Genomic DNA, 21,456 nt, shown 5'->3' with positions numbered 1-21,456 from the left:
ACTTACTTTTTTTGAAGAATATATTTGGAAGCCAAACTTCCTTCTACTATTTTACCTTGCATATCCATTTGAACCAAATGATTTTCACCTACTTTATATTGATTAGGCTTATGTTCTAAACCATTCAAAACAATTACAGAACCTGATTCATCCCAAGAAAAAGTTCCTTTTTCTGTATTAATTTTTTCAGCCCCTTTTCCAATATACTTGGTCTTCAAAACAAACGTTTTGTCTTTTCCTAAAGTCAATTCAGTTTCTATACCTTCACAATTAGCACAAGGCGTTGTTCCAACATATACTCCATCCCAATCCAATGAGGTTTCCGAATTATCGCCAGTATGAATAGTATCAATTGGCATTCCTGCAACCGAATCGGCTTTAATTTCAGTAAGATTGGTTGTTGCTTCTTTATTTTCTTTTTTACAAGAAAACAATAATAGACCTAGAATAATGGTAAAAAAAATAGCTTTTTGAATCTTGTTTTGGACTTAAAATTAATATCTGATTCTATGGAACAATAGTGATAAATAAATATACTGAAAAAACAACAAGTAAAACAACCCCTTGAATCATAGTGGTTTTTCCTGTGCGCAATGACAATGACAAAATAAATAATGACAAAATAAACAACACTGTTGATTTTACATCAATTCCAAGAGTAAGGTCTAAATTAAAAAAAATAGACACCAATGCAACAGCGGGAATTGTCAATCCGATACTTGCCAATGCTGAACCAAATGCCAAATTCAAACTAGACTGCAGGCGATTATTTATAGCTGCTTTAATTGCAGATAATGCTTCTGGCAAAAGCACTACACATGCAATAATGATTCCCACAACAGATTTTGGAGCACCAATAGAATCAATTCCACTTTCAATGCTTGGCGACAAAGTTTTTGCCACCAAAACAACCAAAGCCAAGGCTATAATTAATAAAAACGTACTAATATAACCAACCCAATTGGTTGGAGCAACCTCATGTACTTCCTCGTGGTCAGAGGCATCCAAAGGCAAAAAATAATCCCTGTGCTTTACTGTCTGCATCAACAAAAAAGAACCATACAAGATTAAAGAAACAAATGATACAAAAATTAATTGTTCATTATTGTAAATAGGCCCTTCAACACTTGTTGTATAATTCGGCAATATTAAAGTTAAAACAGAAATTGCTGTTAATACTGTAAGTGCAGCACTAATGCCGTCTAAACCGTAATTTTGTTCTTTAAATTTAATCCCACCTATCAACAAACATCCACCAACAATTCCTGTCATTATAATCATTTCTGTTGCAAAAATTGTATCTCTGGCTAAAAAAGCTGTTCCTTCACCACCAGCAAGCATTAAAGACACAATTAAAGCTACTTCTATTGTGGTAATTGCAATAGCCAACACAAGCGTTCCGAGTGGCTCGCCAATTCTTAGCGCAACAACTTCAGCATGATGCACTGCTGCTAAGATGGTTCCAATTAATCCAAAAGACAAAAGGATTAAAAACATAGTACTCATTTCAACAGGTTTTCCTAGATAAAGAAAGCAAGTCAAAATAGGAATAACTATAGACCAATATGGCAAATGAGGAGCGATTTCTTTTTTCATCAATTTACTGGTGGTGCCATTATTTTTCCTGAGTAAGAAATACTAGCTCTATTATTGCTATTAATTATCAATGAAGCACCTCCATCAAAGAAAATAGTCAAATTCAATGTATAAGTATCATTTTTATCCTTAACCTTTGCTTTTAACTGATAATTCTTCTTTGTTTTTTGAATGGAAAATTCACTAGGTACACCTTCAAATTTCAAACCTCCATCACCACCTCCATAAGGTATACTGCCAGTAGCTCTACCAAAAAAAGGCATATCACTTTTTATAAAATCTTTTGCAAAAGTTACAAAGTTTGGATTTGTTGTCAAATCAATACTTCTATACCCAGTTGGAAAAGCTCTATTTCCCTCAAAAACAAACTTTTGAGTAGTTACAAGGGCTTCTGTTATTTTTTGCTGTTCAATTTTACGAGCCTCTTTGAGTTCTTTTTTTGTTTTTTCTTGCGCAGATATACCATTTGAAAAAACAAGCACAAACAGTACAATTGCAATTTTTAATGTATTTCTCATATCTAAAGTAATTTATTTTTTTTCAAATCGCATTAATGGTACTCCATTTCCAAGCATTGTAAGTACTTTTCCTCCTTCAGTAACACTGTAACTATCAATTTTTTCTAACATATCCATGTATATACGGTCACCATTTCCTTGACATGCCATCATTGTAACAGCCATTTTACTGTCTTTAAAATTAATTTTATCTCCATCGATAGTTAATTTTCCTGAATAAGAGTTACAACTATTCTTTCCAAATACTTTTTGCCCAGCTATATCAAAATTTATAACGGGTTTTTGTCCAGGATACAAACCATCAAAAGCAATTCGTGGACCGCTAATATATGTTAAGACCCATTCGCCTTGTAAAGAGTTTGGAGAATTTGTTGTATTTTTGGTAGTGTTACATGCTGTCATTATCAAAACTAAAAACGCGATTAATAAACTGTTTTTTTTCATAATTATATATTTATAGTGTTTATTATAATTCGATTAAAAATATAAAAGATGCTATACAAAATTCAGTCATGCTTGAAAAGCATCAATTAGCCATTCAGTAAATTTACTAAAACTGTGCCATTGAAAACATTTTACTCGTTTTTTACAATAAATTTAATATAATTTTAATACAAATCATAAGGAAAATGAAAATACTAGGAATTGGGTCTCGAATAAACCACGAGCAATTTGGGAAAGGAGTTGTAACCAATGTGACCTCTACAGAATATTGGGTAACATTCATTGATTCTGGATTAGAAACAATAGCCTTAGACAGTTCGTTTGAAACAATTGAAGCTGCAGAAAACGAGGTTGACACAATTAGTTTTTATGAAGTAGAAACCACACTTAAAAATTTATTGCAAAAATGGTCTGATGTTTCTGAAATTGTTCCCATCGCAGATAAATGGAAAGGAGGCAAAATCATATTAGAACCCGGACAAGCGGGCTTGGCTTCTAAAGAAATCCCAATTGATACATTCTTTCACAAAATAATTATGGTTAGAGACCGGTTAAGAGTAATGGAACAAAAAATCAATTCTAGTAAAATAGAAGAAATTGAAAAAATTGAATTACAACAATACCTCACAAGGATATATGGAACTCTTACAACATTCAATATCCTTTTCAAATCCCCTAATCATAATTTTGTAGGAGAGAAATCCAAATAACCCAAAAACACCACTTAATCATCTAATTCAAAGAAAATGGAAAACAACAGCAGCAGAAGAGATTTCATCAAAAAAACAGCTCTTCTTTCAACAGGAATTTTCATGGGTACTTCCATTATTAATTCAACTTTGGCAGCAAATAAGAGTGTTTCAGTACCATCTTTTTTTCATGACAACTTATTAAATGCTCAAGAAGCAACTTACAGCTTACCCAAATTACCCTACTCTTATGATGCTTTAGAACCTCACATAGACAAACTGACTATGGAAATCCATCATTCAAAACACCATCAGGCGTATGTTACGAATCTTAACAAAGCGATTGAAACTTTGGACAAAGGAATAGTTGATAAAGCAAAAAATCTCTCTTCTATTTTCGAAAATATGAGTCTTTTCCCAGAAGCTATTCGCAATAATGGTGGAGGTCATTACAACCATAGTTTATTTTGGAACTTAATGAAACCCAACGGTGGTGGTGAGCCAAAAGGAAAACTCGGGGAAGCCATAAACGCAACATTTGGCTCATTTGATGCTTTCAAAAAACAATTTGCAGATGCAGCCGCAAAACGCTTTGGTTCTGGTTGGGCATGGTTAGTTGTTAGCAACGGAAAGTTAACCATCACTTCTACTCCAAATCAAGACAATCCATTAATGAATTTACCTACGATTGTTGCTAAAGGAAAACCGGTTTTGGCACTAGATGTATGGGAACATGCCTATTATTTAAAAAATCAAAATCGAAGAGCTGACTATATTGCTTCTTTTTGGAATGTTGTAAACTGGGAAGCGGCTGAAGCACTCTTCATCTCTTAAACCTAAAACATTTGGAAGAAAAGGAACATTTATATTTTAAAAATGCTGACGAATGGCGAACATGGCTTCATGAAAATCATCATTCGTCAAAAGGCATTTATCTCTTATTTTATAAAGTAAGTAGCGATTATGAAAGCATGCGCTGGGAAGAAGCCGTTCAAGTTGCTATATGCTATGGATGGATTGATTCGACCGTAAAGAAAATTGACGAACATCAACGCAGACAACTCTTTACCCCAAGAAAAGACAAAAGTGTTTGGAGTAAATTAAACAAAACCTATATCGAAAAGCTGATTCAAGAAAATGCAATGCATGAAAGTGGTTTACGAAAAATCGAAATCGCAAAGCAAAATGGCTCTTGGAACTCCCTTGACGAAGTAGAAAACCATATTATACCAGAAGATTTACAACTAGCATTTGACGATAATCCAAAAGCTTGGAGCAACTACCAATCGTTTAGCCCCTCGTATAGAAAAAGTTATTTATACTGGCTAAATCAAGCCAAAAGAATTGAAACTAGAGACAAAAGAATCAAAGAAATCATTCTTCTTTGCGAACAAAATTGCAAATCAAGAGGCTCCTATTAATTTTAAACTAAAGTTTAACTTTTACTAACCATTGTCGTTGTAAAAAAACATAGCTTTGCAACTTCAAAAAATAACAATGATTAACCCATCTGCTCCTGGTTGGATAGACAAATTTTTCACAGAACAACCTTTTTCTGAAGAACTTTCTTTAGAAAACAGTACTTCTTTTTATCTGAAAACAAGGGATACAGGATTTATTTATGGTCACATAATTTCGTTCAATACGATAAATCCAATTGATTCCAAAAGATGGTTTAAAGAAGAAATCTCCAAAGTTGCTTTACTAAATACACTTTATGGTGCTTATTGCTTATCAGAATCTGACAAAGCACCAGAAATATTTGTAGCCAAAGCATTGGAATTCTACAACCAAATGAATCCACAGGGTTTTAGCCTACTCAAAAAAATATTACCCAAGAACAGTAGGTCTTTAACTTTGGAAAAATTTATTGACGAAAGAGTGCAAACCAACGATGGCATCATCAATAAAAACTTTTCACATTTAGTCACCAATGCGCTTTTATTTATTGATGTTTTGGCGTTTTGCCAATACCTAAAACATGGAGAAATCCCTGAAAAATACTTAAAACGTATTGAAGAAACCGTTGTCAACATTGTAGCTTTGGCATTAAAGATAAAAAGCAACAAAACACAATATGACGATTTATTAATCAAACTTTTTGAAGCTTCGATTCGTTATACTAAATTTTCAAAAAAAGCTTCTCTATCTTTAGAATCGCTAGAACTCGATTATTTTACTCTTGATTTAGAAAAAAAATACCTAATTGATATTACGGGTATGGCGCTTTGGAGTGATGGCGTAATAGAAAAAGAAGAGGCATATTTTTTACATACTTTAGGCACTATTCTCAACGAGTCCGATGAATTTGTCGTGGCATCAATTCATCACACCAACGATTTCATCACAAAATACAAAAGTGAAATCCCTTATTTCAATTATTCCAATCCTGTTAAGCATTTTTACGACCAAACTACCGAAAGTGTGGTAACTTTGGTAACCCGAAATAAAAACAGATTGGTCAAAGAAATTTTGGAGAGCAAAGAATTAATGGTACTCTTAGCCCATTCAACCCACCGTGACCTTGATGAAAAAGAAAAGAAAAAAATCAGAAAGCAAATTTTGGATATCTGCAAGACGATACCTTCGCTTACTATATTTTTATTACCTGGAGGAAGTTTATTGCTTCCAATTTTAATTAAGTTTATACCAACTTTATTACCTTCTTCGTTCAATGAAAATTTAGAGGAAGATTAATAATTAGACATAAAAAAAACAGAAGTACAAAAGCTTCTGTTTTTTTTAAACTAAAATTTAGAATGATTACGCCAACCAAGCCTGCATCATCCATATCGTTTTTTCTTGTTCTACAATAAAATCACTCATCATCGAACTCGTTCCTTCGTCATTAATAGCCGAAGCATTTTCTAAAATTTTTCTTTCAATCGTTAACAAACTTGCCAAAGAATCCACAATTAGTTGAATTGCTTTTTCATCATTAGAAATATCTTTACCCACTTCTAATTGGTTGTGCTTTATATAGTCATCAAAAGTATGCAATGGTGTTCCCCCAAGCGTAAGAACACGCTCAGCAATTAAATCAATCTTCAGTTGAGAATCATTGTACAATTCTTCAAATTTAAGATGCAAGTCAAAAAAACGTTTTCCTCTAATATTCCAATGCATTCCTCTTAAACTTTGGTAATACACTTGAAAATTAGATAACAAAACATTCAACTCTATTACAATTTTTTCTGTCTCTTGTATTGGTAAACCAATAGTATTTAGTTTCATAACAATTCATTTTTAAATATGTTGCAAAATTACCTATATTTTAAGATGAAAGCGGTATCAGTTAAATTGATTGTTTTTATATTTACATCAAATATTACTATCAATGACAATCACTCAACTCAAATATGTTCTTGCCGTTGCGGAACATAAAAATTTCACCCTTGCAGCTGAAAAATGCTTTGTTACTCAACCTACATTGAGTATGCAAATTCAAAAAATAGAAGAAGAATTAAACATTCAAATATTTGACAGAACCAAAAAACCCATTCAACTTACCGATATTGGTCAAAAAATAGTTACACAAGCTAAAAACATTGTAAACGAAGCCGACCGAATTCAAGATATCGTAGAACAACAAAAAGGATTCATTGGCGGGGAATTCCGCTTGGGAATCATTCCAACGATAATGCCTACTTTATTGCCGATGTTTTTGAAAAATTTCATCAAAAAGTACCCAAAAATTCGTTTGATTATTGAAGAGTTAAACACGGCAGATATCATTTCTAAACTAAACAATGGTCATTTAGACGCAGCGATTGCAGCTACACCACTTTTGGAAGAAAAAATAAAAGAAATTCCTTTGTATTATGAACCTTTCGTGGCTTATATTCCAGAAGGGCATCAACATTTTTCGAAAAAAGAAATCGAAGTTAGCGACTTGAATTTGGACGAAATCTTGCTGCTACAAGACGGACATTGCTTTAGAGATGGGATTTTGAATTTGTGCAAAAACAGCAATTCAAACGAAGTAAATCATTTTACTATTGAAAGTGGTAGTTTCGAAACATTAATCAAATTGGCAGATGAAGGTCTTGGAACTACTTTGCTCCCTTATCTTCATACCTTGGATTTAAAAGAAAGTGACAAACTAAAACTGAGACATTTTGTTGAACCAAAACCAGCAAGAGAGATTAGTTTAATTTATCCAAAAAATGAGCTAAAAATCCAGATAATAGATGCCCTACGAAACACAATTGCTGGAGTCATAAAAGGAGCAATTGTTTTTCAGAATGTAGAAATTATAAGTCCAATCCAGAAAAAATAAGCATAAAAAAAGGAACCAATTGGTTCCTTTTTTTTATCTATTTACTATAACAAGACATTGTTTTAATTCTGGCTTTTCATAAGTAAAATCAAATAACCATTCTTTAAGTTGTTCCAACTCATACGGTAATAAAGTTCGTATGGCTTTTTCTAATTCTTTACAAAAAAGGATGGGGTCAAAACTTACTCTTTCTAACACTGATTTAGTGTAATCAAACATTATTTTCGACATAATTAAATAAGATTTTTGGGGTTATCTTGCAGTAAATTTAATCTTTTTCTTTTTAGCTTTTACATAATTAACTAAGATTTATCCTTTTTTTATACTGATTTTTCATAGCCAAAAACGTTTTCGTAGTGTTTTCAAGGGACGAGCTTGGTTGCACGAAACATTTCTCTCTTACCAGGAGGGCCAGCTAATTTTTCTACTTTAAAACCTACCTCAATCATACTCCTTTTTACTACTCCTCTAGCAGCATAAGTAACCAGTACCCCATTGTTTTTGAGCGCTGTATGCATTTTTTGAAAAATTGCTGTACTCCACAAATCAGGCTGAACTCTATAGCCAAAAGCATCAAAATAAATCAAATCATACTGTTCAACATCATCAATAGCTTCAAAAAATTGTTGTCTTTTTGTTAAACAAAAATCTTCATCTATTACAATGGACTGTTCCCAATCATCACGATGCATTTTTTCAAAAACGGATTCGTACTCCAAAGCCTCGAGTTCTTTTACATAATTCATTCCTTGAAGTTCAGCTACAGATACTGGATATGCTTCTGCTCCGACATACTGTATCTTCTGATGCAGCTTTTTGGCTTCCAAAAAAGTTATAAAAGCATTAAGACCTGTACCAAAACCAATTTCTAGAATGGAAATATTTTGAGACGGAAACAAAGCCAAACCATTTTTAATAAAAACGTGTTTAGCTTCTTGAATTGCTCCGTGTTTAGAATGATAACATTCGTCCCAATCTTCAATTTGAATAGTGGTTGAGCCATCTGAAGTCTGAATGATTCTTCTTTTCATACTTTTAAGAATTGATTTTGAATAGATTTTTGGTTGTTCTTTTGGTATTGAACACCGTAAAGATAGCACGAATGACGATTTCAAAACAAATTGATGTTTATTTGTGAATTTGTAATTTCACTTTAAAACAAAATTTAGCAATAGTTAGGTTCTTTAACGGACAAAAACGCAAGTATTTATTATATATTTCATATAAAATCACAGTAAATAATTCCGATTTTTAAAAAATACATAAATCGCAATTAAATGAAATACATCATACAATTTTCGCATCGTTTTTAGCCTTTTTTACTTAATTTTGTAAAAAAATAAAATCAAAAGAGAAAAATCTATTTTTTTGATTTAATTATTGAAACTAAAAACTATTAATACATAATCATGAGTACTTCTCAAACAACTACAATTAACATAACAAAAGCTGCTACTTCAAAAATAAACGAAGTAGATTTTGATAACTTAAGTTTTGGAGCCGTTTTTACGGACCATTTATTTGAATGTGATTTTAAAAATGGCGCTTGGCAACAACCAGTCATTAAGCCTTACCAACCTTTTCTACTAGACCCTTCAGCAAAAGTTTTTCATTACGGACAAGCCATTTTTGAAGGTATGAAAGCATATAAAGATGATAACAACGATTTATGGCTTTTTAGACCAGATGAAAATTATAAAAGATTTAATGCATCGGCAGTAAGAATGGCAATGCCAGAAGTTCCTGAAGAAGTTTTTATGAATGGTCTTAACGAACTTTTGAAAATTGACGAAGCATGGGTTAAAAAAGGATTAGGAAATACAATGTACATTCGTCCTTTTATGATTGCAACTGGTGAAGGTGTTGTAGCTAACCCATCAAGTGAATATAAATTCATGATTATTCTTTCTCCAGCAAAAGCTTACTATTCAGGAGAAGTAAAAGTTTTAATTGCTGAGCATTATAGTAGAGCTGCAAACGGTGGTATTGGAGCTGCTAAAGCTGCAGGAAATTATGCTGCACAATTTTACCCAACAACATTAGCAAACAAAGAAGGATTCCAACAAGTAATCTGGACAGATGATGCTACACATACAAAATTAGAAGAAGCAGGTACAATGAATGTGTTTTTTAGAATAAATGACACGCTATTAACTGCTCCTGTAAGTGAAAGAATTTTGGATGGAATCACAAGAAAAAGTTTAATTGAGTTAGCGCAAAAAGAAGGGATAAATGTAGAAGTTCGCCCAGTTTTGGTTAGCGAGTTAGTAGAAGCTTCTAAAAACGGAACCCTAAAAGAAATTTTTGGTGCTGGTACAGCCGCAGTTGTAAATCCAATTGTTGGGTATTCTTATAAAGAGGAATATTATGAATTACCTAAAATTGAAAATTCATACGCTGAAAAGTTAAAAAGTAAACTTACTAATATGCAGCACAAATTAGAAACTGACCCATTTGGTTGGACAGTAAAAATTTAATACTACTGCACTTAAATAACAAAAGGCGATTTTCAATTTGAAAATCGCCTTTTGTTTATTACATAGAATCTTCTACAATTTTTAGAATTTTAGAAAAATCAGGTTTGAAATAATTTGGTCCTTTCATGACTTTTCCATCTTCTCTATAGATTGGTTTTCCGTCTTCACCCAATTTACTCATATTACTTCGCTGAATTTCGTCAAAAACAGCTTCAATATGATTTTGCAAACCATGTTCAATAATGGTTCCACATAAAATATACATCATATCTCCAAGAGCATCAGCAATTTCAACAATATCATTGTTATTGGCTGCTTCAAGATATTCTTCATTTTCCTCTTTCATTAAATTAAATCGAAGTAAATTCTTTGATTCTCCCAAATCAGCATGTGGTTGTTCTTTATGCCCAATGGCAAAAGCTGTATGAAATTCCTTTACCGCTTCTATTTGTTTTTGCATAATTAGATAAGTTAATTGAAGGAGCAAATTAGCAATAATTCCTATTCAATTACTTAAATTTGTAGAAAAATTTACCACTATGTTTAGTCAAGGACAATTAATTTTCGGCGCTTGTTTCGCCATCGCCTTTATATTTGCAATGATTATTGCTTATCGAAAAGATGCCAATTTACACCGAATGTTTTACAAAGGAAATTATAAAATTCTATTAGGATTCCTTCTTTTTATTGGACTTTTGTTCCTTATAAAAATTTATCTTAAGCATTAAAACCACTATTCTTTCTACATTACCAAACTTATTGTTATAAAGTAGGAATCAATTCTAAAAAGTACTCCTACTTTTTGAATAAAATTTCTAACTTTACGAAAGTATATATCCAAAATCTCATGCAAATCCTAAAATATCTTTTTCTTTTACTATTGTTAAGTCTTGTCGCTACAACTATTTTCGTAGCTACGCAAAAAGGAGAATTTCAATTAGAACGAAGTAAAATTATCAATGCGCCAAAAGCAGCAGTATTTAACTATGTAAATGACTATCAAAATTGGCCTAATTTTAATTCATGGATGCTTGATGATGAAAATTTAAAAATGATTTTCCCAGCTATTACATCAGGAAAAGGAGGCTCTTGTTCTTGGTCAGGTGCAGATGGCGCTGGAGATATTCAAACAACAAGTGTAAAAAACAACGAAAGTATCACTCAAAAATTAAACAATAACGGAACTGAATCTGAAGTTTTTTGGTATTTCAAAGATACTGTTGGAGGTACTAAAGTAACATGGAAAACTAAAGGGAATTTAAGTTTCGAACTAAAAATGTATGCTACCTTAAAGGGTGGTGTTGAACGAAATATAGGTTCAGTATATGAAAAAAGCTTAAAAAATCTAGATAAAGTTTTAGATTACGAAACAAACACCTACAATGTAAAAGTAATAGGTGAAGTGAGAAAAACAGCTACTTTTTATTTGAGTCAATCCTTTAGCAGTAAAGTAAGCAACATCAACAAAAACAGTAGAATTGTTTTTTCAAAAATAAACGAATATTGCGATAAGAATGGAATTGAAGTTTACGGCAAACCATTCATAATTTATCACAATTACGACGCTACTAAAGAAATTGCAAAACTAACTTTCTGTATTCCTGTAAAAAGCGAAATTATCTCGACTTCAGATAAAAATATAGTTCCTGGAAAATTATCCTCTTTCCCAGCAATAAAAACAACATTAAAAGGTGACTATTCACATTTATCAAAAGCTCTAGAACAAACTAATGCTTACTTTAATAATAAAGTGATTCCTAGAGATACTAAATTTTCACATATTGAAGTCTATTCGATTGGCAAAAAGGAGTCAAGCCAGCCCTCAAAATGGGTTACCTACATTTATGCACCTCTACAACCAAAAGTAATCCCCACTCCTGTTGCTAAAACAACAGAACCAAGGAAAAAAATAATCGAAACTCCTACTGAAGAAGAAATTCCATCAGAATTTTAAAAAATAAATCATTTAGATTAAACCTTTTTAAAGAATGCTATTCTAACCCTAAAAAAGTGTAAAACTTGCAAGAAGAACAAGCATTTATCCAGCAATTATTAGACCCGAAAACGCAAAATAAAGCGTTCGAGCAATTATTGAAGGAATACCAAAAGCCACTGTATCATCATATCCGAAACATCGTTTTAAATCATGATGATACGGATGATGTTTTGCAAAATACATTTATTAAAGTTTTCCGTTATTTAAAAGATTTTAAAGGAGATAGCAAACTTTTTTCATGGATGTATCGAATAGCCACCAATGAGGCTTTGACTTTTTTAAGTCAAAAAGCAAAAAAAAACAATCTATCTTCTCAAGAATTACAAGAAAAAACGATTCAAAACCTTCAATCTGATGTGTATTTTGAAGGTGATGAAATTCAATTAAAATTGCATAAAGCAATAGCACGTTTGCCAGAAAAGCAACAATTAATTTTCAAAATGAAATATTTTGAGGAATTAAAATACGAAGAAATATCAGAAATATTAGGAACTTCGGTTGGAGGACTAAAGGCTTCATATCATCATGCAACAAAAAAAATTGAAGCTTTTGTAACCGAAAATTAAACCTTTAGACACAGTTAAAGTCATAAACAAGTATGAAAGAATTTAAATTAGATAACAATCCAAAAATAAGCACTGGTTTTAGTGTGCCTGAAAATTATTTTGAAAATTTTTCAGCAAAACTACTTCAGGAATTGCCTAAAAATGAACCTAAAGTAATTTCTATTTATCAAAAGAAAAAGAAACTACTTTTTGCAGTTGCTGCAGTTTTAATTTTGGCACTAAGTATACCAATATATAATGCCTTGATTAGCTCAAATAATGAACTTGACAACACAAGTATAGAAAATTACTTGACCTATCAACCTAACATAACGCAATATGATTTGATAAGCGAATTAGAGGATGAAGATTTGCTTACATTGAACGAATCTTCGCCTGCAGATAATACAATTATTGAAGAACATTTACTAAAAGAAGGAAATTTAGAACAACTTATTCTCGAATAATAGCAACTTTTGAACAAAACAATATAAAACTCATGACAATTAAGAAACTTTTCCCGTACCTGTTTTTATTACTCTCTGTAATAACTTATGGTCAAAATGAAAGACTAAAAGAAAAGAGAGACCAAATAAAAGCTATGAAAGTGGCCTTTTTAACTAGTGAACTTAATCTAACATCAGATGAAGCTGAAAAATTTTGGCCAGTTTACAATGCCTATGATGACAAACAATTTGAATTAAGGCATCAAAAAATGAAAACGTATGCCAGAAAACTTAATGACGGTTCACTTGATAATATGAGTGACAGAGAGGCTTTGGCTTTTCTAAATCAGATTGAGAGTACAGATGAAGAGCAATATGTAATTAGAAAAAAATTCAATTCTGCCTTAAGAAATATATTACCTCCAACAAAAATCCTAAAACTAAGAAAATCAGAAGTAGATTTTGATAGAAAGCTACTTCAACAATACCGCAACAAAAACTAATTAATAGTTTCATTTAGTTTTAGCCTCATAATTTCATTTTTGAATTTATGAGGTTTTATTTTTTTAGTGAAATTCGAATCATTTTGTTCTTCCCAGCTGCTATTGCAGTTGAAGCGTCTATAAAACGCAGGGTAAATAATGAAGAATCTGTACTCATTTGCTTCCAAGTTGTGCCCCCATCACCTGAATAATGAATGCCAGTTGCACCAACTGTCACTATTCCATTTCCTTTACTTTTGGGAACAAATTGTATGCATGAAATATAGCCTGGGCCACTATTTTCGGCTAATAATTGCCAAGTTTTACCTCCATCCCTTGTGATTGCTTTATTACCCAAATTCTGATTTGGCAATTCATAATTCCCTCCTGCTATACAACCAATCGATTCATTATAAAATGCAGCAGTAAAAATACCCGTCATTTGTTGCCCTTGTACTATTGGTGTATCGTTTACCGTCCAAGACTTTCCTTTATCGGGAGAGTAAAAAATCCTTGCTTTTTTCCCTCCAGAAACTATCCAAGTATGATTTCCTTTAATAATGATATTGGTATTACTTGCAGCAAATGCACCTTCATCATCAAAATTTTTATGAAAAACAGTATTTGGTAATGGTTGCCATGTTTGCCCTCCATCTCTAGTGATAATAATGCTAAAATAGTTATCAATAGGGTCTCCTAAAGCTATTCCTTCCTTTGAATTCCAGAATTGCAAACTATCAAAAAATATTTTTTCATTAGAATTCTCATAAACCAACTCAGTACTCATGTTTTCTTTATTAACCCTAAACAATAAAGCTGGACTCGCAATTGTTAAAGCAAAAAAATGTTTGGCAGTAATTGCGCTGCTTCTAAATTCAAATTTTAAATTATCCTTCTCTACTTTATGTATAACCTTCTCTCTTTTCTTTAAATCAAAAAAACCATATCGATTATTATTGGCTACAAACCATACTTTACTGCCTTCAATATTTAATGAACGGATACTAATCTCATCTTTAAACAAAGTATCAATCTCAATTTTTTGAAAAAAACTGCTTTTATTTTTGCTTTTTTGAGCATTACAACAATTGAAGCTTAACACACTAAAAAACAGAAGAATTACTATATTTTTAATCATTACAATACGTTTTATATAGGCTAAAATACAATTATATTTAAATATTGATAATTAAAAAAAACATTTATTGGCACAGTAATTGAATAATTGATTACAGAACCTTAAAACCAAATGCTATGAAAACTAAATTACTTTTATTTGCAATAGTTACAACTCTTGTAACAGGATGTTCAACAGCACAAGACAGAACAACTATCTATGCTAAAAACGGAGAAATTAGCGATAATTTAGACTTAAAAGCGGTAGCATCTGTTTTTGGTGAGTCGTCAAACTTACAAGACTTTGAAAGAAGATTAAATGACCCAAGACTTCAACTTTCAAACTTAGACCTTAATTATGACAACCAAGTTGATTATTTAAGAGTTATTGAATCTGTTGAAAACAGAACACACGTAATTGTTATTCAAGCCGTACTTGGAAGAGATTTATTTCAAGATGTAGCAACCATTGATGTAGAAAAAGATCGCTATAACAATGTAAGTATTCAAGTGGTTGGAGATGTGTTTATGTATGGTCCAAACTATATTTACGAACCCGTTTATTACAGAACACCTGCAATTTACGCTTCCTTTTGGATAGGAAATTATCGACCATATTATTCAAGCTGGAATTGGAACTATTACCCATCGTACTATTATGCTTGGAATCCATATCCGGTGTATAGATACAGAAGCAACATCAACCATTGTATAAACGTACATAATTCCTATCGATATGTTTCTTACAGAAGTAGTTATAGAGCACAACATATTTATGCATCTAGACGTCATAATGCATATGAAAGAAATTATCCAAACTACTCTTTTTCAAGAAGAAATGCAGAAGTTACAAATCGTTATGAACTAGACAGAAGAAGAGGAAACAGAGAGGATTACACTTCAAATCGCAATGTGACTCGTTATGAATCCAACACAAACAGAAATTATAGCGAGGCAAGAGTTGAACCCTCAAGAAGATATGCTGAAAACAGAAGTAATTCTCAACAATATAGTAACCAACGAAGCGATATAGATTATAACAATAATAACTCAAGAGTTACTCCACCAACTAGAGTAGAATCTTCAAGAAATTATACGAACTATAATCGAACCAACAGAAATAATGATGCTACTTCAAGAGAACAGCAATATGATAATTCTAATGTTTTAAAAACTAGAGAAAACAAACCTCAAAGAACAGAACAAAAAACATCTAGTTCTTATGAGAATAGAAGGTCTGAATCCAACAATAATAACTCAAGAAGAGAAAACTCATCAAATGAAAGTAGAGGAAACAGAGTAACAAATAGAAGTATTTAACTAAAATCTCAAAACAAAAAAGACACGACTATCTGGTCGTGTTTTTTTATTATTTATTGTAATTAAATCCTTTATTTTATTTAAAAAATGTAAATTTGAAGCAGTTTTTTAAAAATTATCCATGAGCGCATCGCACAAAGACCTACATAGTAAATTAACTTTAGGTGGTTTATTGATTTCTTTAGGAATTATTTATGGTGATATTGGGACATCACCTTTATACGTTATGAAAGCCATACTTGGCGAACACATCATCGACCCAGATGTAGTATTAGGAGGTGTATCGTGTGTTTTTTGGACACTGACTCTACAGACAACTTTAAAATATGTTCTTATTACTCTAAGCGCTGACAATCACGGTGAAGGAGGAATTTTTGCACTTTATGCATTAGTAAAAAAAACCAAAATACAATGGTTGATTGTCCCGGCAATAATTGGTGGAAGTGCACTCTTGGCTGATGGTATAATCACACCGCCAATCTCTGTTTCATCTGCTGTTGAAGGAATAAAAACATTCAATCCTGAAATAAATACAGTACCAATAGTAATAGCAATTTTGGTCATTTTATTTACCATTCAACAATTCGGAACTAAATTAGTTGGTAAATTTTTCGCACCAATGATGACAATCTGGTTTTTAATGTTAGCCGTTTTAGGTGCGATTCAAATTAGTTTCCATCCAGAAGTTTTTAAAGCCATAAATCCTTATTATGCTTATCATTTACTGTCAATTCATCCTGATGGTTTCTTTGTACTAGGATTTGTATTTTTATGTACAACTGGTGCTGAGGCATTATACTCAGATATGGGGCATTGTGGAAGAAAGAACATTAGAATCAGTTGGATTTTTGTTAAAACAGCTTTGGTCTTGAACTATTTTGGACAAGCTGCTTATCTTATCCAACACGGCGGTCAAACACTACAAAGTTTAGGAGGTGACAATGGAAATCCTTTTTATTTAATTATGCCAAACTGGTTCCAGCCTTTTGGTATTGTTGTAGCTACATTAGCAGCAGTAATTGCATCACAAGCTTTAATTAGTGGGTCATTTACTCTTATTAATGAGGCAATGCGATTGAATTTCTGGCCTAAAGTTAGAATTAAGTACCCTACTGAATTAAAAGGACAACTTTATATCCCATCTATAAATTGGCTTTTACTAGCAGGTTGTATCGGAATTGTATTACATTTTGAAGAATCTAGTAATATGGAACATGCTTATGGTTTAGCCATTATTCTATGCATGATTATGACTACCATTTTACTTAATTATTACTTAATTATGAAGCGTGTAAAATGGTATTTCTTTATGCCATTGATTACCATTTATTTGTTAATAGAGTTTAGTTTTTTAGCCGCTAACATCACTAAGTTTGCTGAAGGAGGTTATGTAACTTTATTCATTGCTATTCTATTGATATCCGTAATGACCATTTGGTATCTTGCTAAGAAAATCAATAAAAACTATACCAAAATTGTTAAGATTGAAGACTTTAAGAAAGTACTTGTTGAGCTAAGTCGTGATTTAACAATACCAAAATACGCAACGCATTTAGTTTACATGACTAATGCAGGAAGAGTAGACGAAATTGAAGAAAAAGTAACCTATTCAATTTTACAAAAAAGACCAAAAAGAGCCGATATATATTGGTTTGTGCATGTAAATGTACTCAACGAACCTTACAAAAAAGAATACAAGGTAACTGAAATTGTTAAAGACGACATTTATAGAATCGATTTTAATCTTGGCTTTAGAGAACCTACAAAAATCAATCTAATGTTCCGAGAGGTAATTGTAGATATGGTTAAAAAAGGAGAAGTAGACGTTACAAGTAGGTACGAATCATTAAACAAAAACAATATTGTTGGAGACTTTAAATTCGTTCTTTCTGAAAAATTCTTATCTAATGATTCAGATTTATTATGGCATGAAAAAATCATAATGAACTCCTATTTCTTAATCAAAAAACTAAGCTTATCAGAAGAAAGTGCTTTTGGATTGGATAGTAGTTCTGTTAAAATCGAAAAATTCCCAATGGTACTTCACGCACCAGAAAACCTTGGTCTTACCAGAGTAAAATAATCATTCGATAAACAAATTTAAAGCACTGTTTTATACAGTGCTTTTTTTATGTAAAAAATTTAAAAACAACAATCCTGACTAAAAATTTAACAATCAATCAATAAATAGTACCTTTGCAGTTCAAATATTAAAAATGAGATTACACAGAAATTTAGTTTATACTACTATAGATGCCTTAAACGCCATATTCAACGAGGGAGAATATGCCGATAAAGTAGTAGCCCGTTCGTTAAAAAAAGACAAACGTTGGGGAAGTTCCGACAGAAAATTTGTTGCCGAAACCATCTACGAAATTGTACGATGGAAACGACTATATGCTGAAATCGCAGAAGTTAAAGAACCGTTTGACAGAGATAATCTTTGGAGAATTTTTGCGGTTTGGGCCGTTTTGAGAGGATATCCAATTCCTGATTGGAGACAATTAGAAGGCACTCCAGAACGTAAAATTAAAGGACGTTTTGACGAACTTTCTAAAATCAGAACCTTCAAAGAATCGATTCCGGATTGGATGGATGAAGTTGGAGTTAAAGAACTAGGAGAAACAGTTTGGGCAAAAGAAATTGCTGCTCAAAATCAGCCAGCTAAAGTTGTACTTAGAGTAAATACACTAAAAACAACTAAAGAAAAACTTAGAGCTATTTTAATGGATTTGAATATTGAGACAGATACTCTAAAAGACCAACCAGATGCATTAGTTTTGAGAGAGCGAGCAAATGTATTTTTAACTGATGCTTTCAAACAAGGTCTTTTTGAAGTTCAAGATGCAAATTCACAATTAGTGGCTTCTTTCCTTGATGTAAAACCAGGAATGAGAGTGGTTGACACTTGTGCTGGTGCTGGTGGAAAAACATTGCATATTGCAGCGCTAATGGAAAATAAAGGACAATTAATTGCAATGGATTTGTACGAAAGCAAACTCAAACAATTAAAACTAAGAGCCAAAAGAGACGGTGCATTTAATATTGAATACCGCATTATTGATTCTACAAAAGTCATTAAAAAATTGCATCAAAGAGCCGATAGAGTGCTTATTGACGCTCCTTGTAGTGGTTTAGGTGTTTTAAAAAGAAACCCTGACTCGAAATGGAAATTACAACCAGAGTTTATCGATAATATCCGAAAAGTACAGTCGGAGGTTTTGGAAAGTTATTCCAAAATTGTAAAACCTGGAGGTAAATTAGTATATGCTACCTGCTCAATACTTCCTTCTGAAAACCAAGAACAGGTGAAACGTTTTTTAGGAACAGACATTGGAAAAGAATTCACATTCATAAAAGACCACAAAATATTAGCTTCAGAATCTGGATTTGATGGATTTTATATGGCTTTATTAGAGCGTAAAGAAAATACTGAGTTAAAAAAATAACTCAATGCATTAAAACAAAAAAAAATCCTCTTATGAGGATTTTTTTTTGTTTTAATATAGAAGAAAATAGCTAATACAGTATTTTTAATCATTCATCGAAATCAAAAACTCTTCATTATTACGAGTTTTCTTAAATCTATCATTGATAAAATCCATTGCTTCAATTGGATTCATATCGGACAAGTATTTTCTCATAATCCACATCCTGTGTAAAGTATTTTGGTCTAAAAGTAAGTCATCACGTCTAGTACTTGAAGAGGTCAAATCTATAGCTGGGAAAATACGTTTATTTGCAATTTTCCTATCCAATTGTAACTCCATATTTCCAGTTCCTTTGAACTCTTCAAAGATAACTTCGTCCATTTTAGAACCGGTTTCAGTTAATGCCGTTGCAATAATACTTAATGAACCTCCATTTTCAACATTTCTTGCCGCTCCAAAAAAGCGTTTTGGTTTTTGTAATGCATTCGCATCTACACCACCACTTAACACTTTACCAGACGCTGGTTGAACGGTATTATAGGCTCTTGCTAAACGAGTAATTGAATCTAATAATACAACCACATCATGACCACACTCAACCAATCTCTTGGCCTTTTCTAATACAATATTTGCAATTTTAACGTGTTCTTGTGGTTCTCTATCAAAGGTAGAAGCAATTACTTCACCTCTTACACTGCGTTGCATGTCTGTAACCTCTTCTGGACGTTCATCAATAAGTAGAACAATCAAATATACTTCAGGATGATTAGCAGCAATAGCATTCGCGATATCCTTCAACAACATCGTTTTACCCGTTTTCGGCTGAGCAACAATCATTCCACGCTGACCTTTACCAATTGGGGAAAACAAATCGATAATTCGAGTAGAAATCGTACTTTGTTTTTCGGCTAACTTAAACTTTTCTGAAGGAAACACTGGAGTTAAATGTTCAAATGAAACTCTATCTCTAACTACCTGTGGGTCGTGACCATTAATTTTGAGAACACGAACTAGTGGGAAATATTTTTCACCTTCTTTTGGAGGTCGAACAACTCCTTTTACTGTATCACCTGTTTTTAAACCAAATAAACGGATTTGAGAAATAGATAAATAAATATCGTCCGGTGAAGCCAAATAATTATAATCAGATGAACGAAGGAAGCCATAACCGTCTGGCATCATTTCTAATACACCTTCACTTTCAATTATACCGTCAAATTCAAAATCGGCATCTTTGAAATTGTTTTTTTTGTTTTTAAAATTTGGGTTCCCATTCGAATTCCCATTCTGATTTTGATTAGGATTCTGATTAGAATTCTGATTAGAATTCTGATTTGGATTCCCGTTTTGTTTTTTTAACTGATTTGGGTTTATTTTTTTTGCAGGAGCTAAGGGTTCGTTAACATCCTTGGTTTTCTCCTCCGAAATTTTCTCTTCTAAAACTCCCTCTGCAGCAACAGTCTCTGCAACAACACCTTCTTCAGTAACTACCTCTGCTTTTTTTGCATTTCCTTTTTCTTTCTTTAGAGCAAGTTTTTTTTCATAAGCTGATTTGTTAAACTTAACTACCTTATCAGCCTTCTTACTACCATCATTGTTCTCAATATCTTTTGCTTCAACTAATTGCGTTGCACTATTAGTTTCTAACGTTTTAGGATTAGCCGATTCCACTTTATCAATGGTTTGTTCATTTTGAAAAAGAGTTGGTTTATCATCTACGTCTTTTACTTTTTTATTTGGAACAATTCGAACTCTTTTAGGTTTTTCAGCATCAACAATATCATTAGAAATAACAGTATCCACAACCTTAGTTGTTGCAGCTTGATGCTCTAAAATAAGACCAATCAAAGTTTCTTTTTTGACACCGTTAAACTTTATTGTTTTTGCTGTTTTAGCAATTTCTTGAAGCTCAGAAAGCTTCAATTCTTTTAATGCAGAAATATCAAACATGAATGTTCTATTAGATTATTTATTTTGGGAAATCGTGTGAAGAATAGAATGGATTTTTTTTCTTGAATCAACCGCAGTATGAAGTGCTTACGGATTTATAATGCAATAATACGAATAAAAATCAATCATACAATAGTATTTATAAAAAAGAAAATATATTTTTGCGT

At 32.1% G+C, this 21,456-nt stretch carries 24 protein-coding genes; 14 read left to right on the top strand and 10 right to left on the bottom strand.

Annotation, left to right across the window (positions count from 1 at the left end):
- Positions 1 to 2: 2 nt before the first annotated feature.
- The 4 genes from ACSVH9_RS02860 to ACSVH9_RS02845 form a co-directional block, all read right to left on the bottom strand.
- A complete protein-coding gene (locus ACSVH9_RS02860) occupies positions 3 to 434 on the bottom strand; it encodes a copper resistance protein NlpE (RefSeq protein WP_438062394.1) in 432 nt (143 codons plus the stop codon).
- A 73-nt stretch (positions 435 to 507) separates the two neighbouring features.
- Positions 508 to 1,596, bottom strand: coding sequence for a calcium:proton antiporter (locus ACSVH9_RS02855; protein ID WP_438062393.1), 1,089 nt, complete (start codon positions 1,594 to 1,596; stop codon positions 508 to 510).
- Entirely contained in the window at positions 1,596 to 2,114 is a 519-nt protein-coding gene (locus tag ACSVH9_RS02850; protein WP_438062392.1) for a DUF4251 domain-containing protein, read from the bottom strand. Before ACSVH9_RS02850 ends, ACSVH9_RS02855 begins: the two co-directional genes overlap by 1 nt.
- A gap of 12 nt (positions 2,115 to 2,126) precedes the next feature.
- The gene (locus ACSVH9_RS02845) at positions 2,127 to 2,558 is read right to left on the bottom strand and encodes an META domain-containing protein (RefSeq protein ID WP_438062391.1); all 432 of its coding nucleotides are present in this window, start codon (positions 2,556 to 2,558) and stop codon (positions 2,127 to 2,129) included.
- A 185-nt stretch (positions 2,559 to 2,743) separates the two neighbouring features.
- Between ACSVH9_RS02845 and ACSVH9_RS02840 the strand changes: the two genes are divergently transcribed.
- The 4 genes from ACSVH9_RS02840 (at position 2,744) to ACSVH9_RS02825 (ending at position 5,944) form a co-directional block, all read left to right on the top strand.
- Positions 2,744 to 3,268 carry a hypothetical protein gene (locus tag ACSVH9_RS02840; protein WP_438062390.1) on the top strand — a complete coding sequence of 175 codons (525 nt, stop codon included), beginning with the start codon at positions 2,744 to 2,746 and terminating at the stop codon, positions 3,266 to 3,268.
- A 36-nt stretch (positions 3,269 to 3,304) separates the two neighbouring features.
- Positions 3,305 to 4,081, top strand: coding sequence for a superoxide dismutase (locus tag ACSVH9_RS02835; protein ID WP_438062389.1), 777 nt, complete (start codon positions 3,305 to 3,307; stop codon positions 4,079 to 4,081).
- An 11-nt stretch (positions 4,082 to 4,092) separates the two neighbouring features.
- On the top strand, positions 4,093 to 4,668 hold the full coding sequence (locus ACSVH9_RS02830; protein ID WP_438062388.1) for a YdeI/OmpD-associated family protein: 576 nt from the start codon (positions 4,093 to 4,095) through the stop codon (positions 4,666 to 4,668).
- A 76-nt stretch (positions 4,669 to 4,744) separates the two neighbouring features.
- On the top strand, positions 4,745 to 5,944 hold the full coding sequence (locus ACSVH9_RS02825) for an LETM1-related biofilm-associated protein (RefSeq protein WP_438062387.1): 1,200 nt from the start codon (positions 4,745 to 4,747) through the stop codon (positions 5,942 to 5,944).
- A gap of 66 nt (positions 5,945 to 6,010) precedes the next feature.
- On the opposite strand, the gene ACSVH9_RS02820 is transcribed toward ACSVH9_RS02825, so the two are convergent.
- Positions 6,011 to 6,481, bottom strand: coding sequence for a Dps family protein (locus ACSVH9_RS02820; protein ID WP_438062386.1), 471 nt, complete (start codon positions 6,479 to 6,481; stop codon positions 6,011 to 6,013).
- A 103-nt stretch (positions 6,482 to 6,584) separates the two neighbouring features.
- On the opposite strand from ACSVH9_RS02820, the gene ACSVH9_RS02815 reads away from it, so the two are divergent.
- Complete coding sequence (locus tag ACSVH9_RS02815) at positions 6,585 to 7,526, top strand: LysR substrate-binding domain-containing protein (RefSeq protein WP_315142162.1); 942 nt, start codon at positions 6,585 to 6,587, stop codon at positions 7,524 to 7,526.
- A gap of 33 nt (positions 7,527 to 7,559) precedes the next feature.
- Here ACSVH9_RS02815 and ACSVH9_RS02810 read toward each other — a convergent pair whose 3' ends face one another.
- Together ACSVH9_RS02810 and mnmD are read right to left on the bottom strand one after the other, a co-directional pair.
- On the bottom strand, positions 7,560 to 7,757 hold the full coding sequence (locus ACSVH9_RS02810; RefSeq protein WP_159683969.1) for a hypothetical protein: 198 nt from the start codon (positions 7,755 to 7,757) through the stop codon (positions 7,560 to 7,562).
- A gap of 131 nt (positions 7,758 to 7,888) precedes the next feature.
- Positions 7,889 to 8,557: a tRNA (5-methylaminomethyl-2-thiouridine)(34)-methyltransferase MnmD gene (gene mnmD, locus ACSVH9_RS02805; RefSeq protein WP_438062385.1), complete on the bottom strand. Its 669-nt coding sequence runs from the start codon at positions 8,555 to 8,557 to the stop codon at positions 7,889 to 7,891.
- 378 nt (positions 8,558 to 8,935) lie between these two features.
- Between mnmD and ACSVH9_RS02800 the strand changes: the two genes are divergently transcribed.
- Positions 8,936 to 10,003, top strand: coding sequence for a branched-chain amino acid aminotransferase (locus ACSVH9_RS02800; protein WP_438062384.1), 1,068 nt, complete (start codon positions 8,936 to 8,938; stop codon positions 10,001 to 10,003).
- A 58-nt stretch (positions 10,004 to 10,061) separates the two neighbouring features.
- Here the strand turns inward: ACSVH9_RS02800 and ACSVH9_RS02795 are convergent, their stop codons facing one another.
- On the bottom strand, positions 10,062 to 10,463 hold the full coding sequence (locus ACSVH9_RS02795) for a nucleoside triphosphate pyrophosphohydrolase family protein (protein WP_159683956.1): 402 nt from the start codon (positions 10,461 to 10,463) through the stop codon (positions 10,062 to 10,064).
- 79 nt (positions 10,464 to 10,542) lie between these two features.
- Here ACSVH9_RS02795 and ACSVH9_RS02790 point away from each other — a divergent pair, with 79 nt between their 5' ends.
- The 5 genes from ACSVH9_RS02790 to ACSVH9_RS02770 all read left to right on the top strand — a co-directional run bounded on the left by ACSVH9_RS02790 (position 10,543) and on the right by ACSVH9_RS02770 (position 13,493).
- Positions 10,543 to 10,731 carry a hypothetical protein gene (locus ACSVH9_RS02790; protein ID WP_159683953.1) on the top strand — a complete coding sequence of 63 codons (189 nt, stop codon included), beginning with the start codon at positions 10,543 to 10,545 and terminating at the stop codon, positions 10,729 to 10,731.
- A 119-nt stretch (positions 10,732 to 10,850) separates the two neighbouring features.
- Positions 10,851 to 11,957: an SRPBCC family protein gene (locus ACSVH9_RS02785; RefSeq protein ID WP_438062383.1), complete on the top strand. Its 1,107-nt coding sequence runs from the start codon at positions 10,851 to 10,853 to the stop codon at positions 11,955 to 11,957.
- A 65-nt stretch (positions 11,958 to 12,022) separates the two neighbouring features.
- A complete protein-coding gene (locus ACSVH9_RS02780) occupies positions 12,023 to 12,565 on the top strand; it encodes an RNA polymerase sigma factor (RefSeq protein ID WP_438062382.1) in 543 nt (180 codons plus the stop codon).
- Positions 12,566 to 12,597: 32 nt separating this feature from the next.
- The gene (locus ACSVH9_RS02775; protein ID WP_438062381.1) at positions 12,598 to 13,011 is read left to right on the top strand and encodes a hypothetical protein; all 414 of its coding nucleotides are present in this window, start codon (positions 12,598 to 12,600) and stop codon (positions 13,009 to 13,011) included.
- Between the two features lie 32 nt (positions 13,012 to 13,043).
- Complete coding sequence (locus ACSVH9_RS02770; RefSeq protein ID WP_438062380.1) at positions 13,044 to 13,493, top strand: sensor of ECF-type sigma factor; 450 nt, start codon at positions 13,044 to 13,046, stop codon at positions 13,491 to 13,493.
- Between the two features lie 55 nt (positions 13,494 to 13,548).
- On the opposite strand, the gene ACSVH9_RS02765 is transcribed toward ACSVH9_RS02770, so the two are convergent.
- Positions 13,549 to 14,610 carry an oxidoreductase gene (locus ACSVH9_RS02765; protein WP_438062379.1) on the bottom strand — a complete coding sequence of 354 codons (1,062 nt, stop codon included), beginning with the start codon at positions 14,608 to 14,610 and terminating at the stop codon, positions 13,549 to 13,551.
- A 116-nt stretch (positions 14,611 to 14,726) separates the two neighbouring features.
- Here ACSVH9_RS02765 and ACSVH9_RS02760 point away from each other — a divergent pair, with 116 nt between their 5' ends.
- From ACSVH9_RS02760 to ACSVH9_RS02750, 3 genes are all read left to right on the top strand, one after another.
- Entirely contained in the window at positions 14,727 to 15,908 is a 1,182-nt protein-coding gene (locus tag ACSVH9_RS02760; RefSeq protein ID WP_438062378.1) for a hypothetical protein, read from the top strand.
- Positions 15,909 to 16,029: 121 nt separating this feature from the next.
- Entirely contained in the window at positions 16,030 to 17,991 is a 1,962-nt protein-coding gene (locus ACSVH9_RS02755) for a KUP/HAK/KT family potassium transporter (RefSeq protein ID WP_438062377.1), read from the top strand.
- A gap of 133 nt (positions 17,992 to 18,124) precedes the next feature.
- Positions 18,125 to 19,357 carry an RsmB/NOP family class I SAM-dependent RNA methyltransferase gene (locus ACSVH9_RS02750; RefSeq protein WP_438062376.1) on the top strand — a complete coding sequence of 411 codons (1,233 nt, stop codon included), beginning with the start codon at positions 18,125 to 18,127 and terminating at the stop codon, positions 19,355 to 19,357.
- 84 nt (positions 19,358 to 19,441) lie between these two features.
- Here the strand turns inward: ACSVH9_RS02750 and rho are convergent, their stop codons facing one another.
- Positions 19,442 to 21,289: a transcription termination factor Rho gene (rho, locus tag ACSVH9_RS02745; RefSeq protein ID WP_438062375.1), complete on the bottom strand. Its 1,848-nt coding sequence runs from the start codon at positions 21,287 to 21,289 to the stop codon at positions 19,442 to 19,444.
- Positions 21,290 to 21,456 lie beyond the last annotated feature (167 nt).

The sequence above is a fragment of the Flavobacterium sp. RSSB_23 genome (assembly GCF_051547145.1).
GTDB lineage: Bacteria > Bacteroidota > Bacteroidia > Flavobacteriales > Flavobacteriaceae > Flavobacterium.
Note: the sequence above shows the minus strand (reverse complement) of the source record. Positions and strands in the feature narration are given on the sequence as shown.

Bases quoted from the DNA above. Each gene is read 5' to 3' on its own strand.
- ACSVH9_RS02750 (WP_438062376.1), top strand. From the start codon at position 18,125: ATGAGATTACACAGAAATTTAGTTTATACTACTATAGATGCCTTAAAC.
- ACSVH9_RS02840 (WP_438062390.1), top strand. From the start codon at position 2,744: ATGAAAATACTAGGAATTGGGTCTCGAATAAACCACGAGCAATTTGGG.
- ACSVH9_RS02820 (WP_438062386.1), bottom strand. From the start codon at position 6,481: ATGAAACTAAATACTATTGGTTTACCAATACAAGAGACAGAAAAAATT.
- ACSVH9_RS02815 (WP_315142162.1), top strand. From the start codon at position 6,585: ATGACAATCACTCAACTCAAATATGTTCTTGCCGTTGCGGAACATAAA.
- ACSVH9_RS02765 (WP_438062379.1), bottom strand. From the start codon at position 14,610: ATGATTAAAAATATAGTAATTCTTCTGTTTTTTAGTGTGTTAAGCTTC.
- ACSVH9_RS02825 (WP_438062387.1), top strand. From the start codon at position 4,745: ATGATTAACCCATCTGCTCCTGGTTGGATAGACAAATTTTTCACAGAA.
- ACSVH9_RS02790 (WP_159683953.1), top strand. From the start codon at position 10,543: ATGTTTAGTCAAGGACAATTAATTTTCGGCGCTTGTTTCGCCATCGCC.
- ACSVH9_RS02800 (WP_438062384.1), top strand. From the start codon at position 8,936: ATGAGTACTTCTCAAACAACTACAATTAACATAACAAAAGCTGCTACT.
- ACSVH9_RS02760 (WP_438062378.1), top strand. From the start codon at position 14,727: ATGAAAACTAAATTACTTTTATTTGCAATAGTTACAACTCTTGTAACA.
- ACSVH9_RS02810 (WP_159683969.1), bottom strand. From the start codon at position 7,757: ATGTCGAAAATAATGTTTGATTACACTAAATCAGTGTTAGAAAGAGTA.
- ACSVH9_RS02835 (WP_438062389.1), top strand. From the start codon at position 3,305: ATGGAAAACAACAGCAGCAGAAGAGATTTCATCAAAAAAACAGCTCTT.
- ACSVH9_RS02775 (WP_438062381.1), top strand. From the start codon at position 12,598: ATGAAAGAATTTAAATTAGATAACAATCCAAAAATAAGCACTGGTTTT.
- ACSVH9_RS02855 (WP_438062393.1), bottom strand. From the start codon at position 1,596: ATGAAAAAAGAAATCGCTCCTCATTTGCCATATTGGTCTATAGTTATT.
- ACSVH9_RS02845 (WP_438062391.1), bottom strand. From the start codon at position 2,558: ATGAAAAAAAACAGTTTATTAATCGCGTTTTTAGTTTTGATAATGACA.
- ACSVH9_RS02795 (WP_159683956.1), bottom strand. From the start codon at position 10,463: ATGCAAAAACAAATAGAAGCGGTAAAGGAATTTCATACAGCTTTTGCC.
- ACSVH9_RS02755 (WP_438062377.1), top strand. From the start codon at position 16,030: ATGAGCGCATCGCACAAAGACCTACATAGTAAATTAACTTTAGGTGGT.
- ACSVH9_RS02770 (WP_438062380.1), top strand. From the start codon at position 13,044: ATGACAATTAAGAAACTTTTCCCGTACCTGTTTTTATTACTCTCTGTA.
- mnmD (WP_438062385.1), bottom strand. From the start codon at position 8,557: ATGAAAAGAAGAATCATTCAGACTTCAGATGGCTCAACCACTATTCAA.
- rho (WP_438062375.1), bottom strand. From the start codon at position 21,289: ATGTTTGATATTTCTGCATTAAAAGAATTGAAGCTTTCTGAGCTTCAA.
- ACSVH9_RS02785 (WP_438062383.1), top strand. From the start codon at position 10,851: ATGCAAATCCTAAAATATCTTTTTCTTTTACTATTGTTAAGTCTTGTC.
- ACSVH9_RS02850 (WP_438062392.1), bottom strand. From the start codon at position 2,114: ATGAGAAATACATTAAAAATTGCAATTGTACTGTTTGTGCTTGTTTTT.